This is a genomic window from Nocardioides sp. Z30_9 (assembly GCF_058215735.1).
Genome location: NZ_JBZAJF010000001.1, coordinates 1,540,648 through 1,566,157, shown reverse-complemented (window position 1 = coordinate 1,566,157; position 25,510 = coordinate 1,540,648). Strand labels below are relative to the sequence as shown.

Below are 25,510 nucleotides of genomic sequence, written 5' to 3'. Positions count from 1 at the left end.
CGGGGAGGGAGGTGGTCGGACCCTGGGAGATCCACGCGGGGGCGGACCAGTTCGACCCGGCCTGGGAGGGAGCAGTCACACCGGATCTGCTCGGACCAACGACACCTGCCCGATCGGGTTATGCGCCCCCGCGCGGAATCCCAGATTTTTCTCTGACAGACTCAGAGGAACGAAAATCTCCGCTGAAAGGGCCCAACTTGAGCGACCACGACCTCGTTCTCGTCGTCGACTTCGGAGCCCAGTACGCCCAGCTGATCGCTCGCCGGGTACGTGAGGCCAAGGTCTACTCCGAGATCGTCCCGCACTCCATGCCCGTCGCGGAGATGCTGGCCCGCAAGCCCGCCGCGATCATCCTCTCCGGTGGGCCCTCCTCCGTGTACTCCCCGGGCGCCCCCCACGTGGACGCCGACCTCTTCGAGGCGGAGGTCCCGGTGTTCGGCATGTGCTACGGCTTCCAGGCGATGGCCCAGGTGCTCGGCGGCGAGGTCGCCCGCACCGGCGTCTCCGAGTTCGGGCGTACGCCGGTGGAGGTCACCACTCCCGGCACCCTGCTCGCCGACATCCCGGCCCAGCACCGCGTCTGGATGTCGCACGGCGACTCCGTGCGACGCGCACCCGAGGGCTTCGAGGTGCTCGCGCAGACCGCGGCCACCCCGGTCGCGGCGTTCGAGAACACCGAGCGACGCCTCGCCGGCGTCCAGTGGCACCCCGAGGTGCTGCACTCCGAGCACGGCCAGCGGGTGCTCGAGCACTTCCTGCTCGACATCGCCGGCTGCCGGCCGACCTGGACGATGGTCAACATCGTCGAGGAGCAGATCGAGCGGATCCGCGAGCAGCTCGGCGACTCCGGCCGGGCGATCTGCGGCCTCTCCGGCGGGGTCGACTCCGCGGTGGCCGCGGCCGTCGTACAGCGCGCGATCGGGGACCGGCTGACCTGTGTGTTCGTCGACCACGGGCTGCTGCGCAAGGGCGAGGCCGAGCAGGTCGAGCGCGACTTCGTGGCCGCGACCGGCGTGGACCTCCACGTCGTGGACGCGGAGAAGCGCTTCCTCGACGCGCTCGAGGGGGTCAGCGACCCCGAGGAGAAGCGCAAGATCATCGGCCGGGAGTTCATCCGGGTCTTCGAGGCCGCCGAGGCCGACGTGCTCGCGAAGTCGATGGCCGAGGAGGGGACCAAGGTCGCCTACCTGGTCCAGGGCACCCTGTACCCCGACGTCGTCGAGTCCGGCGGTGGCGCGGGCACCTCCAACATCAAGTCGCACCACAACGTGGGCGGACTGCCCGACGACCTGGAGTTCGAGCTGGTCGAGCCACTGCGCACGCTGTTCAAGGACGAGGTCCGCCTCGTCGGTGAGCAGCTGGGGCTCCCGGCGGAGATCGTCTGGCGGCACCCGTTCCCCGGGCCGGGCCTGGCCATCCGGATCATCGGATCGGTCGACCGCGAGCGGCTCGACATCCTCCGCGAGGCCGACGCGATCGCGCGCGAGGAGCTGACCCGCTCCGGACTGGACCGCGACATCTGGCAGTTCCCGGTGGTGCTCCTCGCCGACATCCGCTCGGTCGGCGTACAGGGTGACGGACGCACCTACGGCCACCCGATCGTGCTGCGCCCGGTGACCTCCGAGGACGCGATGACCGCCGACTGGGCGCGGGTGCCCTACGAGGTGCTCGAGACGATCTCGACGCGGATCACCAACGAGGTCCGCGAGGTCAACCGGGTCGCCCTGGACATCACCAGCAAGCCCCCGGGCACCATCGAGTGGGAGTAGCGCCGGGGTGGACCCCGGCCCCTCCCCGGCCAGGACCAGGGGGGTCCACGGGGGTGTTCCTGATGGCTGCCGAGCCGGGGACTTCGTAGACTTCACAGTCAGACGTTTGGTGCGAGGGGGTGTGGGATGAGCTTGATGATGTCGGTGAAGAAGGCCGTGCGCCAGCGGCTGGTCGCACGCGCCGGAGGGATCGACCTCTCCCGGATGGAGAAGGTCCCGGACTCGTTGTCGTGGCCGCTGCGCCGCGACGTGATGTCCCCGAGCCCGCGGCTGAGCGCCATGCGCGACGAGGACCCGGTCCAGAAGCTCGTCTCCGTGATGGGGCTCGACGTGTGGCTGGTCACCGGGGACGCCGAGTCCCGCGAGGTGCTCTCCGACGCCACGTCGTACTCCACGGACATCCGGCCCTACATGGGCCGTCGCGGGTCCGTGACCGACGGCGACTTCGGCGGCCTCGGCTTCACCGACCCCCCGGACCACACCCGGCTGCGTCGCCTGCTCACCCCGGAGTTCACGATGCGCCGCCTCGAGCGGATCCGGCCGGGCATCGCCTCCATCGTGGAGAGGCAGGTCTCCGAGATCGAGACGGCGGGGGAGCAGGGACGTCAGGTCGACCTCGTGCCGACGTTCGCGTTCCCGATCCCGTTCCTGGTGATCTGCGACCTCCTCGGCCTGCCCGACGAGGAGCGGGAGACGTTCAGCAGGCTGGCAACGGCACGCTTCGACATCTCCAAGGGTGCGCAGAGCTCGATCGGTGCGATCGGCGGCTCCCGCGAGTTCCTCCTGGCGGAGGCGAGCCGCCAGCGGCTCAACCCCGGCCCGGGCCTGATCGGCCAGATCGTGCGCGAGCACGGCGACGAGATCAACGACTTCGACCTCGGGGGCCTGGCCGACGGGGTGTTCACCGGGGGACTGGAGACCAGCGCCTCGATGCTGGCGCTCGGCACCGCCGTGCTGCTGGAGAACCGCGAGCTGTGGAAGAGCCTCGTCGACGACCCCACCAGCGTCGGCCCGATCGTGGACGAGCTGCTGCGCCAGCTCTCCGTGGTCCAGGTCGCGTTCCCGCGCTTCGTCAAGCGTGACGTGGAGATCGGCGGCAAGCGCATCACCGAGGGGTCGGTCATCGTCTGCTCGCTCCCGGCCGCCAACCGCGATCCCCGGTCGACGACGGGCGACCACATCGACCTCGACCGGGCCACCACCTCCCACCTCGCGTTCGGCTACGGCTTCCACCGCTGCGTGGGCGCCGAGCTCGCCCGGATGGAGCTGAAGATGGCCTTCCCCGCGCTGGCGAAGCGGTTCCCCGACATGCGGCTCGCGGTCCCCTCCGAGGACCTCGACTACCGGATGCTCAGCATCGTCTACGGCGTGGAGTCGGTGCCGGTGCTGCTCGGCTGAGCCCCTGGGAGCCCAGCTCCGGTCACTTCTGGGAGCCGAGCTCCTGGATCCTCGCCAGTGCGTGGGCGTGCTCGCGGGTGGCGGGGTACAGCGAGGAGTACAGGCCGTAGAGCTCGTCGTAGAGCGGCTTGACCGCCGGGTCGGGCTCGATCACGTCGGCCACCTTGGCCCAGTCGGTCTCCGCGGGCACGAGGCCGCTGCCGATCGCGGCCATCAGGGCGTCGCCGTAGCTGGCGCCGATCGTCTGCTCCGGCACCTCCTGCTCGCGGCCGGTGATGTCGCTGACCACCTGGGTCCACAACCGGCCCTGGGTGCCGCCGCCGACGGCGACCAGCCGGGTGACCGGGTTGGTCTCGGTGTCGAGCAGCTCGAGGATCTGCCGGATCCCGAAGGCGATGCCCTCGTAGACCGCGCGGAAGATGTGCCCGCGCTGGTGGCGCAGGGTGAGCCCGGCGAGCACGCCGCGCGCGTGGTGGTCGAAGATCGGGGTCCGCTCGCCCGCGAAGTAGGGCAGCAGGAGCAGCCCGTCGGACCCGGCGGGTACGGCGGCCGCCTCCTCCACCAAGGTCCCGAACGGGACGTCGCCGACCAGGCTCTGCACCCACCCGGTGAGGCTTCCCGAGGTGGACATGCCCGCTGCCAGGCACTTGCTGCCGGGGGCGACCCCCATCGTGTTCCACAGCTGGGGGTGCCGGGCGAAGTCGGCGAGCTCCTGGACGAAGAACATCGTGGAGCCGTACATCAGCATCAGGTCACCCGGCGACCGCACCCCGCCGCTGAACGCCTCGGCCCAGGCGTCCACGGTGCCGGCGCACACCGGCGTGCCCGCTGCGAGACCGGTCTCGGCCGCGGCGGCCTCGGTCACCGAGCCCACGATCTCCGTGGACCAGACGAGACGGGGGCGCGCCATCGAGCCCATCACCTCGTCGTACCAGTCGTCGTTCCAGGTGTTGGCCTCGATGTCGTAGAGCGGCACCGACTGGCTCGCGGTGTGGTGGTCCAGGACGTACTCGCCGCTGAGGCGCTGCACCACGAACGAGCTGGAGTTGAACCACCGGGTGGCCCGGGCCCAGGCGTCGGGCTCGTGCCGCTGCAGCCACAGTGCCTTGGGGCCGACGGCCTGCGTGGTCAGCGGGGTGCCGCAGCGGCGCAGCACCTCCTCGCTGCCCAGGCGCCGGTCGAGCTCCGCGATCTCCGCGGTCGCGCGCGAGTCGATCCCGTAGAGGATCGCGGGGCGCACCGGGTTCGCGTCGTCGTCGCCGAGCAGCAGGCACGGGCCGACGCCGCTCACGCAGAGCGCGGCGATCCTGCGCCCGGCGGCGGCCTGCGTCAGCTCCCTGGTCAGCGAGACGACGTCGCCCCACCACACGGCCTCCGCGTCGACCTCGTTGTGGCCCGGGAACGGCATCAGCACGCTGCGCGGCCGGGGGCGTACGGCGGTGGCCACGATCTGGCCGTCCGGCGTGGTCAGCACGGCCTTGCTGCTCGCGGTCCCGAGGTCGATCCCCAGCAGCAGCTCGCTCATCGTCTCGTCCTCGTCTCCGGTCGTCTGCTCGCAGGGCTGGTGGTCGAGTCCCGCACGACCAGCTCGGGCTCGAAGACCACGTGCCGCTCCTCGCGCGGGTCACCAGCCAGTGTCTCGGTGAGCATCTCAGCAGCCGCCACGCCCATCTCGTAGTGGGGTCGGCGCACGGTCGAGAGGGGCACCGAGAGCTGGCGGGAGAACGGGATGTCGTCGTACCCCATCAGCGAGATGTCGTCGGGCACGCGGATGCCGTGCTGCAGCAGCGACTGGAGGACCCCGAAGGCGAGCAGGTCGATCGCCGCGGTCAGGGCCGTGGGCCGCTCCAGGGGCGGCATCGCGGCCAGCTGGTCGCCCACCACGCGTCCGGCGTCCGCACTGAGGTCCGCGGGCAGCACGTCGAGCCGCACGTCGTACGCCGAGTCGGCGACCGCCTTGCGGACTCCGGCCAGCCGCTCGTGCACCGGGCCGGCGGACTCCTCGTCGCCGACGAACCCGAGGTGCCGGTGCCCGAGCTCGATCAGGTGCCGCGCGGCGAGCTCCCCGCCCGCGATGTCGTCCACGGCGACCGACATGCCGGGCTCGCCGCTCTCGTCGCGGTCCACCACCACGACCGGCAGGCCGATCGCCCGGACCTGGTGCAGCCCCTCGGCGAACCGGTCGTGGGGGACCACGATCAACCCCGCCACGCGGCGCTCGGAGAACAGCCGCAGGTAGGCGTTCTCCCGCTCGCTGTCACGGGCGCTGTTGGAGATCAGCACGGTCCAGCCGTGGTCGGTGGTGGTGTCCTCGACCCCGCGCGCGATGTCGATGAAGCCGGGGTTCCAGGCGTCCAGCAGCAGCAGCCCGATCGTGGTGGAGGACCCGGCACGCAGGTGCCGCGCAGCTTCGTGGCGGACGTAGCCGAGCTTCTCGATGGCCTGCTCCACCGCCTCCCGGCGGGGACCGCTCACCCGGTCGGGATGGTTCAGCACGTTGGAGACGGTGCCCTGCGAGACGCCGGCGTGCCGGGCCACGTCCTTGATGCCGACGCGGCGCTCGCTGTCCATGGGATCTCCGGTTCGTGGGCCGAGGCTGTGATGGTTGACACGTTTCAAGCCGGACCCTAGCATCGCCGGACCGGCAAGTTTTGACACGATTCAAAATCGGGGTCAAGGTGATCGCGAGGCCGGCACAACTCACCGAGGGAGACTCACCATGGCAAGGCATTTCGCACGGAAGGCCCTTGCGGCAGCAGGCGTTCTGCTGCTCGCCGGGACGGCCGCTGCATGCGGCAGCGACGACGGTGGCAGCGGGGGATCGGGGTCCACCAAGGTGGCCTTCCTGATGCCGGACACCGGCTCGACGCGCTACGAGCTGCACGACCGCCCGGGCTTCGAGAAGAGGCTCAAGGAGCTGTGCGACGACTGCACCCCGCTCTACAACAACGCTGACGGCGACGCCAACAAGCAGCAGCAGCAGTTCAACTCCGCGCTGGCGCAGGGCGCCAAGGCGATCGTGCTCGACCCGGTCGACTCCGCCGCGGCGGTGACCATGGTCAACGCGGCCCACGCCAAGGGCGTGAAGGTGATCGCCTACGACCGTCCGATCCCGGACGCGAAGGTGGACTTCTACGTCTCCTTCGACAACGAGGCGCTCGGCGAGCAGATCGCCACCTCGCTGGTCGAGAAGGTCAAGACCGCTCCCGTCCCGGCCGGCTCCGGGATCCTGATCGTCAACGGCTCGCCCACCGACGCGGCCGCCGGCCTGATCAAGAAGGGCATCCACAACGGCGTCGACGGCAGTGGCCTGAAGGTCCTGGCGGAGTACGACACCATCGACTGGAAGCCCGAGAACGCCCAGAAGTGGGTGGCCGGCCAGATCGCTCGCTTCGGCAAGAAGATCGTCGGCGTGGTCGCTGCCAACGACGGCACCGCCGGCGGCACGATCGCTGCGTTCAAGGCCGCCGGGATGAACCCCAACCCTCCGGTGAGCGGCAACGACGCCACCGTCGCGGGCCTCCAGCTGATCATCTCCGGTGACCAGTACAACACCATCAGCAAGCCGAGCGAGATCGTCGGTGGAGCCGCGGCCGAGGTCGTCGCCGACTTCATCAACGGTGACAAGCCCGATTCTCCCGAGGAGCTGTTCGGCTCCCCGACCAAGCTCTACGAGCCCACGCTGGTGACCGCGGAGAACTTCAAGGCCGAGATCATCGACAAGAAGATCAACACGGCCAAGGAGCTGTGCACCAAGGAGTACGCCGCAGCCTGCGCCAAGCTCGGCATCTCCTGATCCACGCCGGGGCCCGCGTCCCCCACGCGGGCCCCGGCGACCGGTTCGGGGGAGACAACCTGATTGAGGAGAAGCGATGAATGCTGCACCCGCCACGCCGCAGACCGCGCTGCTGAGTCTTCGCGGAGTCAGCAAGACGTTCGGTGCCGTCAACGCACTGACCGACATCGATCTCGACGTACGAGCCGGCGAGGTGGTCGCGATCGTCGGCGACAACGGCGCCGGCAAGTCGACGCTGGTCAAGGTGCTCGCGGGCGTGCACCAGGCCAACTCGGGAGCGATCGCCTTCGACGGCTCGGAGGTGCAGATCTCCGACCCGAGCTCGGCCATCCGCCTCGGCATCGCCACCGTGTTCCAGGACCTCGCCCTGTGCGAGAACCTCAACGTCGTCGAGAACCTCTTCCTCGGCCAGGAGCTCTCGCCGCTCCGGCTCGACGAGGTGGCGATGGAGGTCAAGTCGTGGGAGCTGCTGCGCCAGCTCTCGGCGAAGATCCCCACCGTCCGGATCCCGATCGCCTCGCTCTCGGGCGGCCAGCGACAGACGGTCGCGATCGCCCGCTCGCTCCTCGGCGACCCGCGCGTCATCATCCTCGACGAGCCCACGGCGGCTCTGGGTGTGGCACAGACCGCGGAGGTCCTCGACCTGATCGAGCGGCTCCGCGAGCGCGGGCTCGGCGTGATCATGATCAGCCACAACATGGAGGACGTCCGCGCGGTCGCCGACCGGGTGGTGGTGCTCCGGCTCGGCCGCAACAACGGCGAGTTCGACGCGCGCACGGTCTCCTCCGAGGAGGTCGTCGCCGCCATCACCGGTGCCAGCGACAACGTGGTCACGCGTCGTCGTGACCGGTTGCAGGGCACCGAGCACCCCGCCGTCGCCGACGGCTCCGTCGAGGAGGAGAACCGATGAGCACCACGCAGCTGCCCAACCTCGACCAGAGCGACGAGCGGCTCAGCCAGAGCCAGGGGATCAAGGGATCCCTCGCTACCTTCTGGCGCAGCGTCAAGGCCGGCGACGTGGGCGCGCTTCCCGTGATCGTCGGGCTGCTGTTCATCGGGACGGTCTTCCAGATCCTGAACCCGGTGTTCCTCTCCAGCGGCAACATGGTCAACCTCATCCTCGACATGTGCGCGGTGGGCGTGATCGCGCTCGGCATCGTGTGCGTCCTGCTCGTCGGTGAGATCGACCTCTCGGTCGGCTCGGTGAGCGGCTTCTCCGGCGCCATCGTCGCGGTGCTGTTCGTGCGCCACGACTGGAACTGGATCCTGGCCGTCGGCGTCGCCTGCCTGGTGGCCCTGGCGATCGGGCTGCTCTACGGCATCCTGCTGACCAAGTTCGGGATGCCCAGCTTCGTGGCGTCCCTGTCCGGCCTGCTCGCGTTCCTCGGCCTGCAGCTCGCGATCCTCGGTGACAAGGGTTCGGTCAACCTGCCCTTCGACTCCACCCTGGTGCACTTCGCCCAGCTGGCGTTCGTGCCGCACTGGCTCTCCTACGTGCTGGTGGTCCTCGCCGGCCTGGCCCTGTTCCTCACCGGGTTCGAGACCATGACCCGCCGGCGCAAGGCCAACCTGTCCGCGCGTTCGGTCAGCACGCTGGTGCTGCGGTCGGTGGCCCTGGTCGTCGTCCTCGGGCTGGTGGTCTGGTACCTCAACCAGGACCGCGGCGTCGGCTGGATGGTCGTGTTCTTCGTGGGCCTGGTGCTGCTGCTCAACTACGCGATCACCCGCACCCGGTGGGGACGCTCGCTGCTCGCGGTGGGCGGCAACGCCGAGGCCGCTCGCCGGTCCGGCATCAACGTCCGCAACGTCTACCTCAGCGCGTTCATGCTGTGCTCGCTGCTCGCCTGCGTCGGTGGTCTCCTCGCCGCCGGCCGGCTGGCGTCCGCGAACCTCAGCAGCGGCACGGGTGACGTGAACCTGAACGCCATCGCTGCCGCCGTGATCGGTGGCACCAGCCTCTTCGGTGGCCGGGGCAGCGCGTTCTCCGCCCTGCTCGGGGTACTGGTGATCTCGGCGATCGCCAGCGGCCTCACCCTGCTCAACCTCGACTCGTCGTACCGCTTCGTGATCACCGGGCTCGTCCTGGCCGTCGCGGTTGCGATCGACTCCGTGGCCCGCAAGTCTCGTGTCTCACACGGCCGGGCCTGACCCAACCGACGTGCACGTCCCTCAAGAGAGGCAACACCGTGGCTAACCGCGCAGCAGTCATGACCGAGCTCGAGAACATCGTCATCGAGGAGCGTCCCGAGCTGGACCCGTCCCCCCAGCAGGCAGTGGTGCGGGTGGAGGCAGTGGGCGTCTGCGGCTCCGACACCGCCTACTACAAGGTGGGGCGCATCGGCGACTACGTCGTCGACGGCCCGATCATCCTGGGCCACGAGGTCTCCGGCCAGGTGATCGCGGTCGGCACCGACGTCACCAACGTCGCCGTCGGTGACCGCGTCGCGGTCGAGCCGGGTACGCCGTGCCGCAACTGCCACGAGTGCATGGCCGGGCGCTACCACCTGTGCCCCGACCTGGTCTTCCTCGCGACGCCGCCCTACGACGGTGCGCTGTTGGAGAAGATGACGATCGACTCGCGCAACCTCTACCCGATCCCCGACGAGATGACCTACGAGGAGGGCGCGCTCCTCGAGCCGCTGTCGGTGGGCATCTGGGGCTGCAAGCGCGCCGGTCTCGCGGGTGGCGACGAGGTGCTCGTCACCGGCGCCGGTCCTGTCGGGCTGCTGGCCGCCGCGTCCGCGCGCGCCCTGGGCGCCGGCAAGGTCACCGTCACCGACCTCTCCGACTTCCGGCTCGGGATCGCCCGCGACATGGGCTTCGAGACCGAGCGCAGCGACGCCCCCACCGAGGACCGCTTCGACGTGCTCCTCGAGTGCTCGGGCGCTCCGGGGGTGCTCGGCGAGGCCATGCGCCGGCTGCGTCCCGCGGGTCGCGCGGCGATGATCGGGATGTCCAAGGAGGAGGCGATCGGCCTGCCGCTCTCGCAGCTCAACGTCAACGAGCTGACCCTGAGCCTGGTCAACCGCTACAACCACACGTGGCCGCTCGCGATCGAGCTGGTCTCCTCGGGGCGCATCGACGTCGCGCCGCTGGTGACCCACCACTTCCCGCTCGCGGAGACCGCGGACGCCCTCATGCTGGGCAGCCGCGTTGCCGACTCGGTCAAGGCCGTCATCCACCCCCAGCTCTGACCGGTCCCGCTCGGGGCCTCGAAAGGACGACCATGCAGATCGGGTGCCACGCCTCCGTGTGGACTGGAACCTTCGACGACGCGGGCCTGCGGCTCGCGGTCGAGAAGACCGCCGCGGCGGGCTTCGACCTCATCGAGATCCCGTTGATGGATCCGGACAAGGCCGACGCGGCCTCGGTCCGCAAGGTGCTGGCCGACTCAGGCCTCGCCGCGACCGCTTCCCTGGGTCTTTCGGAGATCACCGACCTCTCCAGCGAGGACCCGGAGATCGTGGCCGCCGGTGAGGACCTCCTCGGCCGCTGCCTGGAGTTCCTCGCCGAGGTGGGCGGCACCCACCTCGTCGGCGTGATCTACAGCGCGATGCGCAAGTACATGGCGCCCGCGACCGACCTCAACCGCCGGCACAGCCAGGAGGCGATCGGCCGGATCGCCGAGCGCGCCGCCACCCTGGGGATCAAGGTCGGGGTCGAGGTGGTCAACCGCTACGAGTCGAACCTGCTGAACACCAGCAGGCAGGCGCTGCGCTTCGTCGAGGAGACCGGCTCCTCGAACCTCTCGGTGCACCTGGACACCTACCACATGAACATCGAGGAGCCGGACATGATCACCCCGGTCCTCGCCGCCGGCGATCGGCTGGGCTACGTGCACATCGGGGAGAGCCACCGCGGCTACCTGGGCTCGGGGACAGTCGACTTCGACGGGTTCTTCCGTGGCCTCGCCACGATCGGGTTCGACGGCCCGGTCGTGTTCGAGTCGTTCTCCTCCGCCGTCGTGCACGAGGACCTGAGCAACATGCTCGGGATCTGGCGCAACCTGTGGCAGGACGGTGACGACCTCGGTCGGCACGCGAACTCCTACATCCGCAACCAGCTCGCCGCTGTCGCCTCGGTCCAGCTGCACTGATGCGCGCCCTGGTCTACTCGGCACCGCGCGAGTTCGCCGTCGAGGAGGTGCCGACGCCTCGCGCGGGCGCCGGTGAGGTCGTCGTCGACGTCACCCTGGCCGGGGTCTGCGGCACCGACCTGCACCTGCACGCCGGCGGGTTCTTCGCGGAGTTCCCGCTGACGCCGGGGCACGAGAGCGTCGGCGTCGTCCGCGAGGTCGGCGCCGGGGTGGATCACCTCGTCCCCGGGCAGCGGGTCGCGGTCGACAACGCCTCGGCGTGCGGGCGCTGTCCTGAGTGCTCGCGCGGCCAGCACCTGTTCTGCGAGAGCTTCCTGTCCCTGGGCGTCAACGCACCCGGCGGTTTCGCCGACTCGCTGGTCAGCCCGGCGCACAAGGTCTACCCGATCGACGACCTGCCCGACGAGGTCGCGGTGTTCGCCGAGCCGCTCGCCTGCGCGGTGCACGGGATGGACGTGCTGGGCCTCGAGCCCGGTGCCGACGTGCTGATGATCGGGTCCGGCACGACCGGGCTGCTGCTGGCACAGCTGCTCGTCCACGGGGGAGCGGGCCGCGTGACGGTCGCGGCTCCCACCGAGTTCAAGCTCGTGCTGGCCTCGTCGTACGGCGTGGACCGGGTCGTGCAGATCACCCGCGACGCCGAGGCCACCTTCGAGACGCTGCGAGCGCTGCAGCCGGGCGGGTTCGACGTCGCCATCGACGTGACCGGCGCGTCCTCGGTGGTGCAGCTGCTGCCCGATCTCGTGCGGGCCAACGGCACCGTGTTCGTCTACGGGATGTGCGAGGAGGAGGACCGGGTGCAGTGGCGCCCCTACGACATCTTCCGTCGCCAGCTCGCGGTCAAGGGCTCCTTCGCCCAGGTGAACTGCATGGACCGATCGCTGGCGATGCTGCGCTCGGGACGAGTGCGCACCGACGGCCTGGTCACCCACCGGTTCGGGCTCGAGGAGTACGCCGCGGCCCTGGACGCGCTGTCCTCGGACCCCACCTGCCTGAAGGCGGTCGTCGACCCGCAGCGGTGACTCAAACAGCGATGCCCGGTGCCTCACACCTGTCTAGACCGGTGTAGGCGTCGGGCATTTGTTGTTCGAGACCACTAGACCGGGAATGTGACGAAGGTTACGTTGGCGCGACCAACTATTACCTCTCCGACCCGCCCGGGAACCATGGGCAGTGGGCCGGTGACCTCACAAAAGGAGGCGATCTGCGTGAAGCGGATCCCGGTTCTACTCGTCGCTGGTGCGTTGGGGCTCTCCCTGACCCTGAGCGCGTGCGGCAGTGACAGCGACAAGAAGAGCGACAGCGGCGACAGCAGCGGCGCGTCCGAGGCCAAGGTCGGGGTGATCCTCCCCGACACCGAGTCCTCGGTGCGCTGGGAGACCGCCGACCGTCCGGCCCTCGAGGCGGCGTTCAAGGAGGCCGGCGTCGACTACGACATCCAGAACGCGCAGGGCGACGCCGACAAGATGGCCCAGATCGCCGACTCGATGATCTCCAGCGGCGTCACCGTGCTGGCCATCGTCAACCTCGACAACGCCTCCGGCGCCGCGATCCAGGAGAAGGCCAAGAACCAGGGCATCGCGACGATCGACTACGACCGGCTCACCCTGGGCGGCTCCGCGGCGTACTACGTCTCCTTCGACAACGAGAAGGTGGGCCAGCTCCAGGGGGAGGGGCTGCAGAAGTGCCTCGGCCAGGACACCAAGGCCAACATCGTCTTCCTCAACGGCTCGCCCGACGACTCCAACGCGACCTCGTTCTCCAAGGGCGCGCACTCGGTGCTGGACGCGAACAAGAACTACACGAAGGTTGCCGAGCAGGCCGTCCCCGGCTGGGACAACGAGGAGGCCGGCAACATCTTCGAGCAGATGTTCACCCAGAACAAGGGGAAGATCGACGGCGTGCTCGCCGCCAACGACGGGCTCGGAGGCTCGGCCATCGCGATCCTGGAGAAGAACGGTGTCGCCGGCAAGGTCCCGGTCACCGGTCAGGACGCGACGGTCCAGGGTCTCCAGGACGTGCTCGGGGGCACCCAGTGCATGACCGTCTACAAGTCCGCCAAGGAAGAGTCCGGAGCACTCGCGGACCTGGCCATCGGCCTGACCAAGGGCGAGAAGGGCGACACCAACGGCACCTCGCAGGACCCGGAGGGCAAGCGCGAGGTCCCCTCGGTCCTGCTCGACCCGGTCGCGGTGACCAAGGAGAACGTGAAGGCCGTGATCGACGACGGTGGACAGAAGGCCGCCGACGTCTGCAAGGGCTTCGAGAAGGAGTGCGAGGCGGCCGGGATCTCCTGACCCGGCAGACGATCACCACGTCGGGTCCGGTCTTCCTCACCGGGACCGGGCCCCTCGTGGCTCGACCTCCTTTCCCGCACCTCTCGTCCCGACCGACCTCGGAGGCGTCATGACCCAACCCCTGCTCGAACTGCGTGGAGTGAACAAGAGCTTCGGCGCTGTCCAGGTGCTCCACGACGTGAGCCTGAAGGTCTATCCCGGCCAGGTGACCGCTCTGGTGGGTGACAACGGGGCCGGCAAGTCGACCCTGGTCAAGACCGTGGCAGGCATCAACCGCGCGGACTCCGGTGAGTTCCTCTTCGAGGGCAAGCCGGTCACTCTGCACACTCCGAAGGACGCTGCCGCTCTCGGTGTCGAGGTCGTCTACCAGGACCTCGCGCTGTGCGACAACCTCGACATCGTCCAGAACATGTTCCTGGGTCGCGAGACCCTGACCGGGGGAGTCCTGCTCGACGAGCTGACCATGGAGGATCGCGCGCGCAGCACCCTGGCCTCGCTCTCGGTCCGCACGGTGAAGTCGGTGCGGCAGAGCGTCGCATCGCTCTCCGGCGGCCAGCGCCAGACCGTGGCCATTGCCAAGGCAGTGCTGTGGAACTCCAAGGTGGTGCTCCTCGACGAGCCGACCGCGGCGCTGGGAGTGGCACAGACCCGGCAGGTTCTCGACCTGGTCCGGCGCCTCGCGGACAACGGGCTCGGCGTCGTGCTGATCTCCCACAACATGCTCGACGTCATCGAGGTCTCCGACCGGGTCACCGCCCTGTTCCTGGGCCGGGTCGCGGCGGACCTGAAGACGAGCGAGACCAACCACAGCCAGATCGTCGAGCTGATCACAGCCGGGCGGTCCGGAGACATCGGCATCTCGGCCGCCACCGCGGCCGAGTCGGCCTAGGAGCGACGTGACCACCACTCCGAAGGACACCGCGTCCACCGGCGCCGCGCCGAGCCTCGCCGCGGCGGATTTCGCCGACGACCAGGCCAGCGCTTCCCTCAGCGACTCGTTCCGGGCCTACCGTGACCGGCTCCGCGGCGGCGACATGGGGATGCTCCCGGCGATCCTGGGCCTGGTAGTGCTGTTCATCGTGTTCTCCGCCCTGCGCCCGGACACCTTCACCAGCACCCTGAACATCGCCAACCTGCTGGTTCAGGCATCCGCCATCTCCGTGCTCGCCATGGGGCTGGTCCCGGTCCTGCTGCTCGGGGAGATCGACCTGTCCGCAGGCGTCGCCGGTGGCATGGCGGCTGGCTTCACGGCGGTGGCCATCGACCGGCACGACCTCGGCTGGCCGGTCGCGGTGCTGATCGGGCTCCTCGTCGGCGCTCTCGTAGGGCTCGCCATCGGGGTGCTGGTCGCCAAGCTGGGGATCCCCTCGTTCGTGGTGACCCTCGCGTTCTACCTCGGTCTGCAGGGCGTGATCCTGAAGCTGATCGGGCTCGGCGGCACGATCCCGGTGCGCGACGAGGTGCTGCGAGCAATCACGATCAAGTCGATGCCCGTCCTCACCGGCTGGATCGTGATGGTCGCACTGCTGGCGGCCTATGGTGCGTTGCTGTTCTGGCGGCAGGCGCGGCTGGCGAGCAAGAACCTGCACCGCCCGCCGAACTCGCTGGTGGCGTTCAAGTTCGTGGCCCTGTGCGTCGTCCTGCTCGGGATGACGTTCGTCCTGAGCAAGAACCGGAGCCGGGTCCCGACCTTCGTCATCGAGGGCATCCCGTACGCCGTGTTCGTCGTGGGCGCCCTGCTCATCTTCTGGACGCTGGTCTTCAGTCGTACCCCTTACGGTCGGCACATCTACGCCGTCGGCGGCAACACCGAGGCGGCGCGGCGAGCCGGCATCCCGGTGGACCGGCTGAAGGTCTCCGCGTTCGTGATCTGCTCGAGCATGGCGGTGCTCAGCGGCATCATCAGCGCGTCGTACACCGGAAAGGTCTCACCCGGGTCGGGCGGGGGCAACGTGCTCCTCTACGCCGTGGCTGCCGCGGTCATCGGCGGAACCAGCCTCTTCGGCGGCAAGGGCAAGATCCGCGACGCGGTGATCGGCGGTCTGGTGATCGCCACGATCGACAACGGCCTGGGCCTGCTCAACCAGTCCGCCTACATCAACTACATCATCACCGGCAGCGTCCTCCTCCTCGCCGCATCGGTCGACGCGATCACGCGCCGACGCCGGTCCGCCACGGGGACGTGACGGTGGCCGACCGGGCCCGTCGTGGCGCGGGCACCAACCAGGGCGCCGTACGACGCCACAACCTCGGCACGCTGCTCGGCCATGTCCACCGCTCGGGAGGCATCTCGCGTGCGCAGCTGACCGAGCGGATGGGGCTGAACCGGTCCACGATCGCCGACCTCGTCCGCGAGCTCGAGGACCTCGACGCCGTACGCCAGTCGATCCCGCTCGTCGGAGCGGGTCCGCGCGCCGGAGCCGGCCGGCCGTCGATCGACGTGAACCCGAACCCGGAAGGCGTCTTCGTGCTAGCCGCCGAGCTGGGCGTGGACACGGTCGACGTCGCCCGGGTCGGCCTCGGCGGGCTGCCCCTGGACCGGGTGTCCATGGCGACGCCGAGTGATCCCGATCCCGACGAGCTGTTCGACTCGCTCGTGGAGATGATGCGCTCCACGTTGAGGAGCGCGGGTCCGGACGGGCGCCTGGTGGGCGTGGGTATCGCCGTACCCGCCGTGGTGACCGACCGCGTCGGCCTGGTCCGGTTCGCGCCCAACCTCGGCTGGACCGACGTGGCGCTGAGCTCGATGATCTCCAGCAGGCTCGGCCGGGTGCCGGTGCACCTGGGCAACGACGCGGAGATGGGGGCGCTCTCCGAGCACACGCGTGGCGTCGGGCGGCACAAGTCCGACCTGATCTTCATCTCCTGTGACGTCGGCGTCGGTGGCGGTGTGATCGTCGGGGGATCACCGATGCGGGGAGCCAGCGGGTACGCCGGCGAGATCGGCCACCAGCCCTTCAACCCCCGCGGGCACACCTGCCGCTGCGGCAACGTCGGCTGCTGGGAGGTGGAGATCGGCTCGCACGCGGTCGCCGAGGCGGTCGGCTGCCCGCCCGAGGCGATCCACCGGCTGGCCGACTACCTGCAGCCTGGACCGGGAGTGTCCCCCGAGCTGCGGCGGCTGGGCCGCTCGCTCGGCCTGGGCCTCGGCGGCCTGGTGAACGTGTTCAACCCCGAGATGGTCATCCTCGGCGGCGTGCTCCGCTGGGTCTTCCCCCTGGTCCGCGAGGACGTCCTGGAGGCCCTCGACGAGTGGGCCCTGCGCGCGCCCGCCGAACAGGTCCAGATCGTCCTGCCCTGGCTGGGCGGCGACTCGGTGATCATCGGAGCCGCCGAGCTCGCCTTCACCGACCTCCTCGCCAACCCGGCCGAGTCCCTGGAGCGGTCCCAGGGAGCAGTGGCCGAGATCCTCGGCTGACGGGCTGACGGGCTGACGGGCTGACGGGCTGGGGGCGAGACCCACAAGGTGGTCGAGCAGCGAGCGCCAGCGAGCGGATAGTCGAGACCACGTCGGGTGAGGCGGGAGCTAGAAGTACGCCGAGGGGCGGGTGTACGCCGGGGCGCGCGCCCCAGGCTGCTCGACCACCATGTGGTCGCGTGCTTCGGCGTACGGCTGCTTGTCGGGTCACCCTGAGTGGTCTCGACTGTCCGCTCGCTGGCGCTCGCTGCTCGACCACCTTTCGGGCGCGTGCCCCGGCGTACGTCTGCCTCCTGGCTCACCTCGCGTGGGCTCGCCCCACCGCTCGCTGCTCGACCACCTTGTGGTGCCCCCAGCCTCAGCCGGGCAGGGGGCGGGTGCCGGCGTACACCTCGTCCAGGGCGTCGACTGCTGCGCCTGTGGAGGCGGCGTGCAGGCCGAGGGTGCTCAGGGTGACGGTGCAGCCGGCGCCGGTGAAGCTCGCGTCCAGGGCGGCCTCGACTGCGGGGACCAGGAGCTCGCCGAGGGGTACGAACGCTCCGCCGAGGACCACCATCCGCGGGTCCAGGGTGAGGGCCAGTTGGGCCACCCCGCGACCGAGCGCGTCGGCGACCACGGCGAGGCCGTCGCCGACATCAGGCGCGGCGACGAGCCGTTCGGCGTACGACACCGGGTCCTCGCCTGGCCGGACCGGCACCCCGGTCGCCTGCGACAGTGCGCGCTGGCCGACCAGGGCCTCCCAGCAGCCGGTGCGCCCGCACGCGCAGACGTGCTGGTCGTCCCCGACGCGGAGGTGCCCGACCTCCCCGGCCAGTCCGCGGGATCCGCGCAGCACCCGGCCTCCGCTGAACACCCCGGCGCCGAGGCCCACCGTGCCGGTCAGGTAGACGAAGTCGTCGATGCCCGCCGCGACCCCGTGCACCCGCTCGGCGCGGGCCGCGCAGTTCGCGTCGTTGTCGACGGCGACGCGGATGCCCGGCCCGAGGTCGGCGCGGACGGCGTCGGCGAGCGCAACCTCGGTCCAGCCGAGGTTGGGGGCGGCGACGACCACGCCGCGGTCGTGGTCGATCAGTCCCGGGACCGCGATGGTCAGGCCGAGCAGCGAGACTCCGTCGGTCGCGAGGCGCTCCACGTGCTCGCGCACGATCCCCAGCACGTCGCCGAGCCGGGCGGCCCCGGGCTCGACCGGGCGCTCCTCGAAGAAGAGCTCGCGACCGGCCAGGTCGAGCGCGGTGGCGGTCATGTAGTCGACGTTCACCTCGATCCCGAGCCCGGCCAGGTTGCGCCCGGCCAGGGCCAGGGGAGTGCTGGGACGGCCCCGCCCGGTCGACTCACTCTCGCCCGCGCTCACCGCCCCGGCACGCTCGAGCTGCGTGACGATCGTCCCGACCGTGGCCTTCGCGAGCCCCGAGCGCCGCGCCAGGTCCGCCCGGCTCAACGAGCCTGCCTCGCGCAGCAGCCGCAGCACGAGCGCGGTGTTGCGGCGGCGTACCTCGTCGGTGGCCGCGGGACCTGCGTCGGCCTGCACGCTCAGGGGCGCAGCCCGTAGAGGTGCTCGAGCGCCAGCTGGTCGAGCCGCTCGAAGGACGTGTCACGGGCCCCGAGCGCATCGACGTCGGGCACGTCCGCGGCCTCCAGGTCGCCCCAGCTCTCGCCCTCGGCCAGGGTGGGTACGGCGAGCTCGGGCAGCTGGGCCTGCTCGAGGGCGTCCTGCACCTCCGGGTCGGCGCGGAACGCGAGGGCCTTCTCGCGCAGGATCAGGTAGTTGCGCATGCACGCCTGCGCGGCGACCCAGACCCCGTTGTCGTCCTCGGTGCGGGGGGTCTTGAAGTCGAAGTGCACCGGGCCGTCGTACCCGCCGGCGAGCAGGGTGTCGACCACCCAGAAGGCGCCGCGCACGTTGCCGGCGCCGAAGCGCAGGTCCTGGTCGTACCTCGGCCCGTTCTGGCCGTTGAGGTCGATGTGGAAGAGCTTGCCCTGCCACAGCGCCTGCGCGTACCCCGCCGCCGCGTTGAGCCCGGCCATCTCCTCATGACCGACCTCGGGGTTGATCCCGACCATCTCGGGCCGGTCGAGGGTCTCGATGAACGCCATCGCGTGCCCGGCGGTCGGCAGCAGGATGTCACCACGCGGCTCGTTGGGCTTGGGCTCGATGGCGAACCGCAGGTCGTAGCCGCGGTCGGTGACGAAGTCGCCGAGGATGTTGAACGCCTCGCGGTAGCGGTCCAGGGCAGTGATCACGTCCTTGGAGGCACCCGACTCCGCGCCCTCGCGGCCGCCCCAGGCCACGTAGACCTTGGCGCCGAGCTCGGCGGCGAGGTCGATGTTGCGCATCACCTTCTTCAGGGCGAACCGGCGCACCTCCCGGTTGTTGGAGGTGAACGCGCCGTCCTTGAACACCGGGTGGGAGAACAGGTTCGTGGTGGCGGTGGTGACCACCAGGCCGGTCTCGGCGAGGGCCTTGCGCAGCCCGTCGAGGATCCGCTCGCGGGTGGCGTCGTCGGAGCCGAAGGGGACCACGTCGTCGTCGTGGAAGTTGATCCCGTAGGCGCCGATCTCCGCCAGCTTCTGCACCGCGCGCACCGGGTCCATCGGGGGCCGGGTGGGCTCCCCGAACGGGTCGCGGCCGCCGTACTGGACGGTCCAGAGACCGAAGGAGAACTTGTCTTCCGGGGTGGGGGTGAAGTCGCTCATGGCTGTGCCTCTCGTGGTTTCCAGTTGGCGGTGCGTTCGCGCAGCAGGTGGTAGTCCTCGCGGAGACCGGCGACGGTGCGACCGGTGGGCAGCTCGGTGGTGGACACCTTCCAGACGGGTGGTGTCGGCGCGCCCGAGAGGGCCCAGGCGGCCTGGCGGGCCGCGCCCAGGGCGACGTACTCCCCGGGGGCCGGGACCACGACGGGCTCGCCGAGGACCAGGGGGGCCAACGCGAGCACGGCCGGGTTGCGCGCCGCCCCGCCGATCAGCAGCAGGCGCTCGGCGGTCGCCCCCGAGACCGCCGCGAGGGCGTCCACCGCGTCGGCCAGGCTGAACAGCAGCCCCTCCACGTGGGCGCGGGCGAGGTCGGCGCGCGTGGTCGCGGTGGTCAGCCCGTGCAGGGTGCCGGTGGCGTCGGGCCGGTTCGGCGTACGTTCGCCATCGAGGTAGGGCAGCAGGGTCAGGCCGTGGGCGCCGGGCTCGGACTGCATCGCCAGCTCCGCGAGGCCGTCGTGGTCCACGTCGAGGAGCCGGGCGGCGAGCTCGAGGATGCGGGCGGCGTTGATCGTGCACGCGAGCGGCAGGAACCGTCCGGTGGCGTCGGCGAACCCGGAGACCTGCCCGGTGCCGTCGGCGACCGCCTCGGTGGTCACCGCGGAGGCGACGCCGGAGGTGCCGATCGAGACCGCGACGTCGCCCTGACCCAGCTCCAGGCCGAGGGCCGCGGCCATGTTGTCGCCGGTGCCCGGCGCGATCACGGCCCCGTCCCGGGTGGCCACCACCTCGGCAGGGGCGGCGACCCGGGGCAGGCGTACGCCGCGGCCCAGGGCGCGCTCGAGCACGTCGGGGAGCCAGGTGTCCTCGCGGGTGGAGAAGTACCCGGTCCCGGAGGCGTCCCCGCGGTCGGTGGTCGCCTCCTCGGGTCGCCCGGCGAGGTGCCAGGTGAGGTAGTCGTGGGGGAGCAGCATCCGGTCCACCCGCGCAGCGGCGTCGGGCTCGTGGTCGCGCAGCCAGCGCAGCTTGGTCACCGTGAAGGAGCCGGTGAGCACGCTCCCGGTCAGCTCGGCGCAGGCGTCGGGGCCGCCGAGCTCCGCGACCAGCTCCTCGCCGGCCGCGGAACTGCGGAGGTCGTTCCACAGCAGTGCGTCCCGCACCGGTTCGCCGGACTCGTCGAGCATCACCGCACCGTGCTGCTGGCCTCCCACCGCCACCGCTGCCGCGCGGGGGAGCAGCGGTCCCGCAGCCTCCTCCAGCGCCGCGATCCAGGCCCGCGGGTCGACGGCGGTGCCGGGTGGGTGCGCGGCCGAGCGCTGCTCCACGACAGTGCCGTCTGAGGCGTCCACGAGGAGGGCCTTGGTCGACTGGGTCGAGGAGTCGATGCCGAGGACGAGGGGTGAGTCGGCCATCCCTTACTTTTATACGACTCTTGAACTAAGTCAAGGGCCTGCGGGAGCGGACTAGCGGGCGGCGTACGTCGTGGTGCGCTCGACGACCGGCCGGTCGATGCCTGCGCCGATCTCCACCAGCTCCGCGACCGTCTTGGCCGACCCGTGCTCGGAGCCCGCCATCCGGGAGATCGTCTCCTCCATCAGGGTGCCGCCGACGTCGTTGGCGCCCGCCTGGAGCATCGCCCGGGTGCCCTCGACACCGAGCTTGACCCAGCTGGTCTGGATGTTGGAGATCCGGCCGTGCAGCAGGATCCGGGCCATCGCGTGCACCGCGAGGTTGTCGCGCAGGCTCGGGCCCGGCCGGGCGACGCCGGCGAGGTAGATCGGCGAGGAGGTGTGCACGAACGGCAGCGGCACGAACTCGGTGAACCCGCCGGTCTCGTCCTGGATCCGGGAGAGCACCCGCAGGTGCTGCACCCAGTGCCGCGGGTTGTCCACGTGGCCGTACATCATCGTCGAGCTCGACCGCACCCCCACGCGGTGTGCGGTGCTGACCACGTCGATCCAGGTGGCGGTGGGCAGCTTGCCCTTGGTGAGCACCCAGCGGACCTCGTCGTCGAGGATCTCGGCCGCGGTGCCCGGGATGGTGTCGAGGCCGGATTCGCGGGCCTTGATCAGGAAGTCCTCGAAGGACAGCCCGGTGCGGCTGGAGCCGTTGACGATCTCCATCGGCGAGAACGCGTGCACGTGCATCTGCGGCACCCGCTGCTTCACGGCGGCGGCGAGGTCGAAGTACGCCGTACCGGGGAGCTCGGGGTCGATCCCGCCCTGCATGCAGACCTCGGTGGCGCCGAGGTTCCAGGCCTCCTCGGCCCGGTCCGCGACCTGGCTCAGCGAGAGCGAGTAGGCATCGGCGTCGGTACGCCGCTGCGCGAACGCGCAGAACCGGCAGCCGACGTAGCAGACGTTGGTGAAGTTGATGTTCCGGTTGACCACGTAGGTGACGTCGTCGCCGACAGTCTCCCGCCGCAGGTCGTCGGCCAGCTTGCACACCTGGTCGAGCAGCTCGCCCTCGGCGGTCATCAGGGTGAGCGCGTGCTCGTCGCTCAGGTTTCCGGGATCGCGCTCGGCTGCCTTGAGTGCCGCCGTACCGGATAGTCCGCGACGTTTCCGTCCCGAACTGACCGATTCCGCGACGGGACTGTCTCGGACTATCCCCTCCTTGAGCGAGTCCCAGTCGCCGTAGATCTCGTCGAAGTCGGAGCGGCGGTCGTTGGTGCGGCCCTCGGTGTCGACGCTGGCGTGCAGGTCGGTGCGGCCCTTGCCGGAGCCGGCGACCGCGAAGCCGCCGTCAGGCTCCTGCCAGGGGTGGCCGGCCGGGCGTACGCCGTCTCGCAGCAGGCCGTCGTCGTCGGCGAGGGCGGCCACGTGGGCCGAGACGCGGGGGTCGATCCAGGGCTCGCCGGCCAGGACGTACTCCGGGTGCGCGGTCAGGCGCCCGCGCAGGGTGAACCCGGCGGACTCGGTGATCGAGCGCAGCCGCTCCAGGGAGGGCCAGGGACGCTCGGGGTTCACGTGGTCGGGGGTGAGAGGGGAGACGCCGCCCCAGTCGTCGACGCCGGCCCCGAGCAGCGCAGTGCACTCCTCGAGGTCGACGAGGTTGGGGGGAGCCTGCAGCCGGAGCTTGGGGCCGAGCACGATCCGGGAGACGGCGATCGCGGCGAGGTACTCCTCGAGGCCGAGGTCGTCGGTGTGCCGCATCGCGGTGTCGGGCTTGGCGCGGAAGTTCTGGATGATGACTTCCTGGACGTTGCCGTACTGCCGGGCCACGCGGCGCAGCTCGAAGATCGACTCCGCGCGCTCGGTCACGGTCTCGCCGATGCCGATCAGCAGCCCGGTCGTGAACGGTACGCCGAGCCGGCCGGCGTCCTCGAGCACGCGCACGCGCACGGCCGGGTCCTTGTCGGGCGAGCCGTGGTGGGCCTCGCCCTTGACCTCGAACAGGCGTCGCGAGGTGGTCTCCAGCATCATCCCCATCGAGGGGGAGACCGGCTTGAGCCGGTTCATCTCCTCCCACGACATCACGCCGGGGTTGAGGTGGGGCAGCAGCCCGGTCTCCTCCAGCACGCGCACGGCCATCGCGCGCACGTAGGCCAGGGTGGAGTCGTAACCCTCCGCGTCCAGCCAGGCCTGTGCCTCGGGCCAGCGGTCCTCGGGCCGGTCACCGAGGGTGAACAGCGCCTCCGCGCAGCCGAGCTCGGCACCCTGGCGGGCGATCTCGAGGATCTCGTCGGGGGAGAGGTAGGGCGCCTCGCCGGCGCGCTCGAGGTGCCCCGGCGTGGTGACGAACGTGCAGTAGTGGCAGCGGTCGCGGCACAGCCGGGTGACCGGGATGAACACCTTCGGGGAGTAGGTCACGGTCCCCGGCCGGCCCGCGCTGACCAGGCCCGCGTCCCGCACCCGTGCGGCCACGGCGGTCAGTCGCTGGAGGTCCTCGCCGCGCGCCTCCAGCAGCACCGCGGCCTCGGCGAGGTCCAGGGCGGCGCCGCGCTCGGCGCGTGCGATCGCCCGGCGAGTCTGCTGGGGGGTGGGCCTGGTGGCCGGCTGGTCGCTCATCGTGCTTCAGGCTAGCCGCGTGCCGGGCCCACGCGGGCAGGGCCCGCTGTCGGGCCCCGCCCGCGCGTGGCGAACCGGCCGGTTCAGCTGACCCATTCCTTGAGCTGGCGCACCAGCCCGGCCGGGTCGTCGCTGGCCGGGGCCACCTGGAGGTTGGTCACGCCGGACTCGCGGAAGGCCGCGATCCGCTCCTTGATGTAGCCCTCGGGGCCGACGAGGTTGGTGCGCTCGAGAAGCTCGAGCGGCACTGCCGCCTCGGCCTCCTTCTTCTTGCCGTCGAGGTAGAGGTCCTGGATCTCCTTGGCCTCGGCCTCGTAGCCGTACTTGCAGGCGAGCTCGTTGTAGAAGTTCTTGCCTCGGGCACCCATGCCGCCGATGTAGAGCGCGGCCATCGGGCGGGCGAAGTCGAGGAAGCCCTTGACGTCGTCGCCGATCGCGACGAGCCCGCCCGCGGAGATCTCCAGCGGCGCCAGGTCCTCGCTGCGCTTGGCGGTGCCGGCGGCGATCGCGTCGCCCCAGACCTGGGCGGCGCCCTCGGGGCTGTACATGAACGGCAGCCAGCCGTCGGCGTACTCCGCGGCGCCCTCGACCGACTTCGGCCCGAGGGCGGCGATGTAGATCGGGACGCTGCTGCGCTCGGGGCGGGTCAGCATCTTCAGCGGCTTGCCGAGCCCGGTGCCCTCACCCTGCGGCAGGGGGAGGTGGAAGCTCTTCCCGTCGTACTCGATCACCTCGCGGCGCAGAGCGGCGCGGATGATCTCGATCGCCTCCTTGGTGCGTCCCAGGGGCTTGCTGTACGGCATCCCGTGCCAGCCCTCGATGACCTGCGGGCCCGAGGCGCCGAGGCCGAGGATGGCGCGCCCGCCGGAGACGTTGTCGAGGCCGGCGGCGGTCTGCGCGAGCAGCGTCGGCGTGCGCGAGTAGACGTTGAGGATCGCGGCGCCGATCTCGACGGTCTCGGTCACGGCGGCCAGGTAGCCCATCAGCGTGGGGGAGTCGAAGCCGTAGGCCTCGGCCACCCAGACCGTGTCGATCCCGGCCTTCTCCAGCCCGACGACCTGGTCGGCGGCGGAGCGCGGGTTTCCGTCGTACATCAACATCGTGGAGAGCTTCATGACGCTGACAGTATTGGTGTCAGGGTCGTGGCGCCACCTCGGGGCCGCTCCTCCTCAGGTCCGCACGCGTACGTCGCTGCGCTCGCTCTGCTCTGACGATCGGCCCGGGACCGCCCCCGCCCCGCCGTGCCCACCGGCGCGGTCGAGCCCGCTGGGCCACCAGATCTTCGCGCCGAGGTCGAGGTTGATCGCGGTCACGAGCACCGAGCGGACGATGATCGTGTCCAGGATGACCCCGAGCGCGACCGCGAAGCCGAGCTCGACCAGGAACACCAGTGGCAGGGACGCCAGCACCGCGAACGTCGCGGCGAGCACCAGCCCGGCCGAGGTGATCACCCCGCCGGTGGCCGAGAGCGCCACCAGCGACCCGGCCCGGGTCCCGCGGGTCATCGTCTCCTCGCGCACCCGGGTCATCAAGAAGATGTTGTAGTCGATGCCCAGGGAGACCAGGAAGACGAAGACGAACAGCGGGAAGCTGGGATCCACGCCGGGGTAGTCGAACAGGTAGGTGAACGCCAGGGCGCTCAGGCCGAGGGCGGCGCCGAAGGAGAGCACCACCGTGGCGATCAGGATCAGCGGCGAGGCCACGGCTCGCAGCAGCACCATCAGGATCAGCAGCACCACGAGCAGCGTCACCGGGATGATCACCTGGGAGTCCCGGGCGTTCGCCTCCAGCATGTCGGCGAGGATCGCGGAGCTGCCGCCCACCAGTGCGTCCGCCCCGTCGACCCCGTGCACCGCTGCGCGTGCCTCGTCGACCGTGTCGAAGGCTGCGTCGGAGGTGGAGTCGACGGTCAGGTTCGAGCTGATGAACGCGACCCCGTCCTGGACCACCGGTCGGCTCGGCGGCTCGAGGTTCTCCACGCCGCGCAGGGCCTGCGCCACTGCGTCGGCCCGGTCCGCGTTCGCGACCACCTGCAGCG

At 70.6% G+C, this 25,510-nt stretch carries 20 protein-coding genes; 12 read left to right on the top strand and 8 right to left on the bottom strand.

The window, feature by feature from the left end; genetic code table 11:
* Window positions 1–197 precede the first annotated feature (197 nt).
* Entirely contained in the window at window positions 198–1,769 is a 1,572-nt protein-coding gene (gene guaA / locus AC4BGB_RS07560) for a glutamine-hydrolyzing GMP synthase (protein WP_490546167.1), read from the top strand.
* A gap of 126 nt (window positions 1,770–1,895) precedes the next feature.
* Window positions 1,896–3,167 (top strand): cytochrome P450, encoded by a 1,272-nt coding sequence (locus tag AC4BGB_RS07555; RefSeq protein WP_490546166.1) that lies wholly within the window; start codon window positions 1,896–1,898, stop codon window positions 3,165–3,167.
* 22 nt (window positions 3,168–3,189) lie between these two features.
* On the opposite strand, the gene AC4BGB_RS07550 is transcribed toward AC4BGB_RS07555, so the two are convergent.
* Together AC4BGB_RS07550 and AC4BGB_RS07545 are read right to left on the bottom strand one after the other, a co-directional pair.
* The gene (locus AC4BGB_RS07550) at window positions 3,190–4,692 is read right to left on the bottom strand and encodes an FGGY-family carbohydrate kinase (RefSeq protein ID WP_490546165.1); all 1,503 of its coding nucleotides are present in this window, start codon (window positions 4,690–4,692) and stop codon (window positions 3,190–3,192) included.
* Window positions 4,689–5,738 carry a LacI family DNA-binding transcriptional regulator gene (locus tag AC4BGB_RS07545; RefSeq protein WP_490546164.1) on the bottom strand — a complete coding sequence of 350 codons (1,050 nt, stop codon included), beginning with the start codon at window positions 5,736–5,738 and terminating at the stop codon, window positions 4,689–4,691. The genes AC4BGB_RS07550 and AC4BGB_RS07545 overlap by 4 nt, the downstream gene beginning before the upstream one ends.
* A 148-nt stretch (window positions 5,739–5,886) precedes the next feature.
* Between AC4BGB_RS07545 and AC4BGB_RS07540 the strand changes: the two genes are divergently transcribed.
* From AC4BGB_RS07540 to AC4BGB_RS07495, 10 genes are all read left to right on the top strand, one after another.
* Window positions 5,887–6,963, top strand: coding sequence for an ABC transporter substrate-binding protein (locus AC4BGB_RS07540; RefSeq protein WP_490546163.1), 1,077 nt, complete (start codon window positions 5,887–5,889; stop codon window positions 6,961–6,963).
* 76 nt (window positions 6,964–7,039) lie between these two features.
* On the top strand, window positions 7,040–7,873 hold the full coding sequence (locus tag AC4BGB_RS07535) for an ATP-binding cassette domain-containing protein (protein ID WP_490546162.1): 834 nt from the start codon (window positions 7,040–7,042) through the stop codon (window positions 7,871–7,873).
* Window positions 7,870–9,111 carry a sugar ABC transporter permease gene (locus AC4BGB_RS07530; RefSeq protein ID WP_490546161.1) on the top strand — a complete coding sequence of 414 codons (1,242 nt, stop codon included), beginning with the start codon at window positions 7,870–7,872 and terminating at the stop codon, window positions 9,109–9,111. Before AC4BGB_RS07535 ends, AC4BGB_RS07530 begins: the two co-directional genes overlap by 4 nt.
* A gap of 59 nt (window positions 9,112–9,170) precedes the next feature.
* Window positions 9,171–10,157, top strand: coding sequence for an NAD(P)-dependent alcohol dehydrogenase (locus tag AC4BGB_RS07525; RefSeq protein WP_490546160.1), 987 nt, complete (start codon window positions 9,171–9,173; stop codon window positions 10,155–10,157).
* 32 nt (window positions 10,158–10,189) lie between these two features.
* Window positions 10,190–11,059 carry a sugar phosphate isomerase/epimerase family protein gene (locus AC4BGB_RS07520; protein WP_490546159.1) on the top strand — a complete coding sequence of 290 codons (870 nt, stop codon included), beginning with the start codon at window positions 10,190–10,192 and terminating at the stop codon, window positions 11,057–11,059.
* Entirely contained in the window at window positions 11,059–12,081 is a 1,023-nt protein-coding gene (locus AC4BGB_RS07515; RefSeq protein ID WP_490546158.1) for a zinc-dependent alcohol dehydrogenase family protein, read from the top strand. The genes AC4BGB_RS07520 and AC4BGB_RS07515 overlap by 1 nt, the downstream gene beginning before the upstream one ends.
* 159 nt (window positions 12,082–12,240) lie before the next feature.
* Complete coding sequence (locus AC4BGB_RS07510; protein ID WP_490546157.1) at window positions 12,241–13,356, top strand: sugar ABC transporter substrate-binding protein; 1,116 nt, start codon at window positions 12,241–12,243, stop codon at window positions 13,354–13,356.
* A gap of 109 nt (window positions 13,357–13,465) precedes the next feature.
* Entirely contained in the window at window positions 13,466–14,245 is a 780-nt protein-coding gene (locus AC4BGB_RS07505) for an ATP-binding cassette domain-containing protein (protein ID WP_490546156.1), read from the top strand.
* A gap of 7 nt (window positions 14,246–14,252) precedes the next feature.
* Window positions 14,253–15,542, top strand: coding sequence for a sugar ABC transporter permease (locus tag AC4BGB_RS07500; protein WP_490546155.1), 1,290 nt, complete (start codon window positions 14,253–14,255; stop codon window positions 15,540–15,542).
* A gap of 2 nt (window positions 15,543–15,544) precedes the next feature.
* Window positions 15,545–16,774 carry an ROK family protein gene (locus tag AC4BGB_RS07495; RefSeq protein ID WP_490546154.1) on the top strand — a complete coding sequence of 410 codons (1,230 nt, stop codon included), beginning with the start codon at window positions 15,545–15,547 and terminating at the stop codon, window positions 16,772–16,774.
* Between the two features lie 358 nt (window positions 16,775–17,132).
* On the opposite strand, the gene AC4BGB_RS07490 is transcribed toward AC4BGB_RS07495, so the two are convergent.
* From AC4BGB_RS07490 to AC4BGB_RS07465, 6 genes are all read right to left on the bottom strand, one after another.
* Entirely contained in the window at window positions 17,133–18,302 is a 1,170-nt protein-coding gene (locus tag AC4BGB_RS07490; protein ID WP_490546153.1) for an ROK family protein, read from the bottom strand.
* Window positions 18,303–18,304: 2 nt separating this feature from the next.
* On the bottom strand, window positions 18,305–19,468 hold the full coding sequence (gene xylA, locus AC4BGB_RS07485; RefSeq protein ID WP_490546152.1) for a xylose isomerase: 1,164 nt from the start codon (window positions 19,466–19,468) through the stop codon (window positions 18,305–18,307).
* Complete coding sequence (xylB, locus tag AC4BGB_RS07480; protein WP_490546151.1) at window positions 19,465–20,874, bottom strand: xylulokinase; 1,410 nt, start codon at window positions 20,872–20,874, stop codon at window positions 19,465–19,467. The genes xylA and xylB overlap by 4 nt, the downstream gene beginning before the upstream one ends.
* Before the next feature lie 51 nt (window positions 20,875–20,925).
* Window positions 20,926–23,472, bottom strand: a complete 2,547-nt coding sequence (locus tag AC4BGB_RS07475; RefSeq protein ID WP_490546150.1) for a bifunctional FO biosynthesis protein CofGH — start codon at window positions 23,470–23,472, stop codon at window positions 20,926–20,928.
* A gap of 83 nt (window positions 23,473–23,555) precedes the next feature.
* Window positions 23,556–24,587, bottom strand: coding sequence for an LLM class F420-dependent oxidoreductase (locus tag AC4BGB_RS07470; RefSeq protein ID WP_490546149.1), 1,032 nt, complete (start codon window positions 24,585–24,587; stop codon window positions 23,556–23,558).
* 54 nt (window positions 24,588–24,641) lie between these two features.
* Window positions 24,642–25,421, bottom strand: coding sequence for an MMPL family transporter (locus AC4BGB_RS07465; RefSeq protein ID WP_490546797.1), 780 nt, complete (start codon window positions 25,419–25,421; stop codon window positions 24,642–24,644).
* Window positions 25,422–25,510 lie beyond the last annotated feature (89 nt).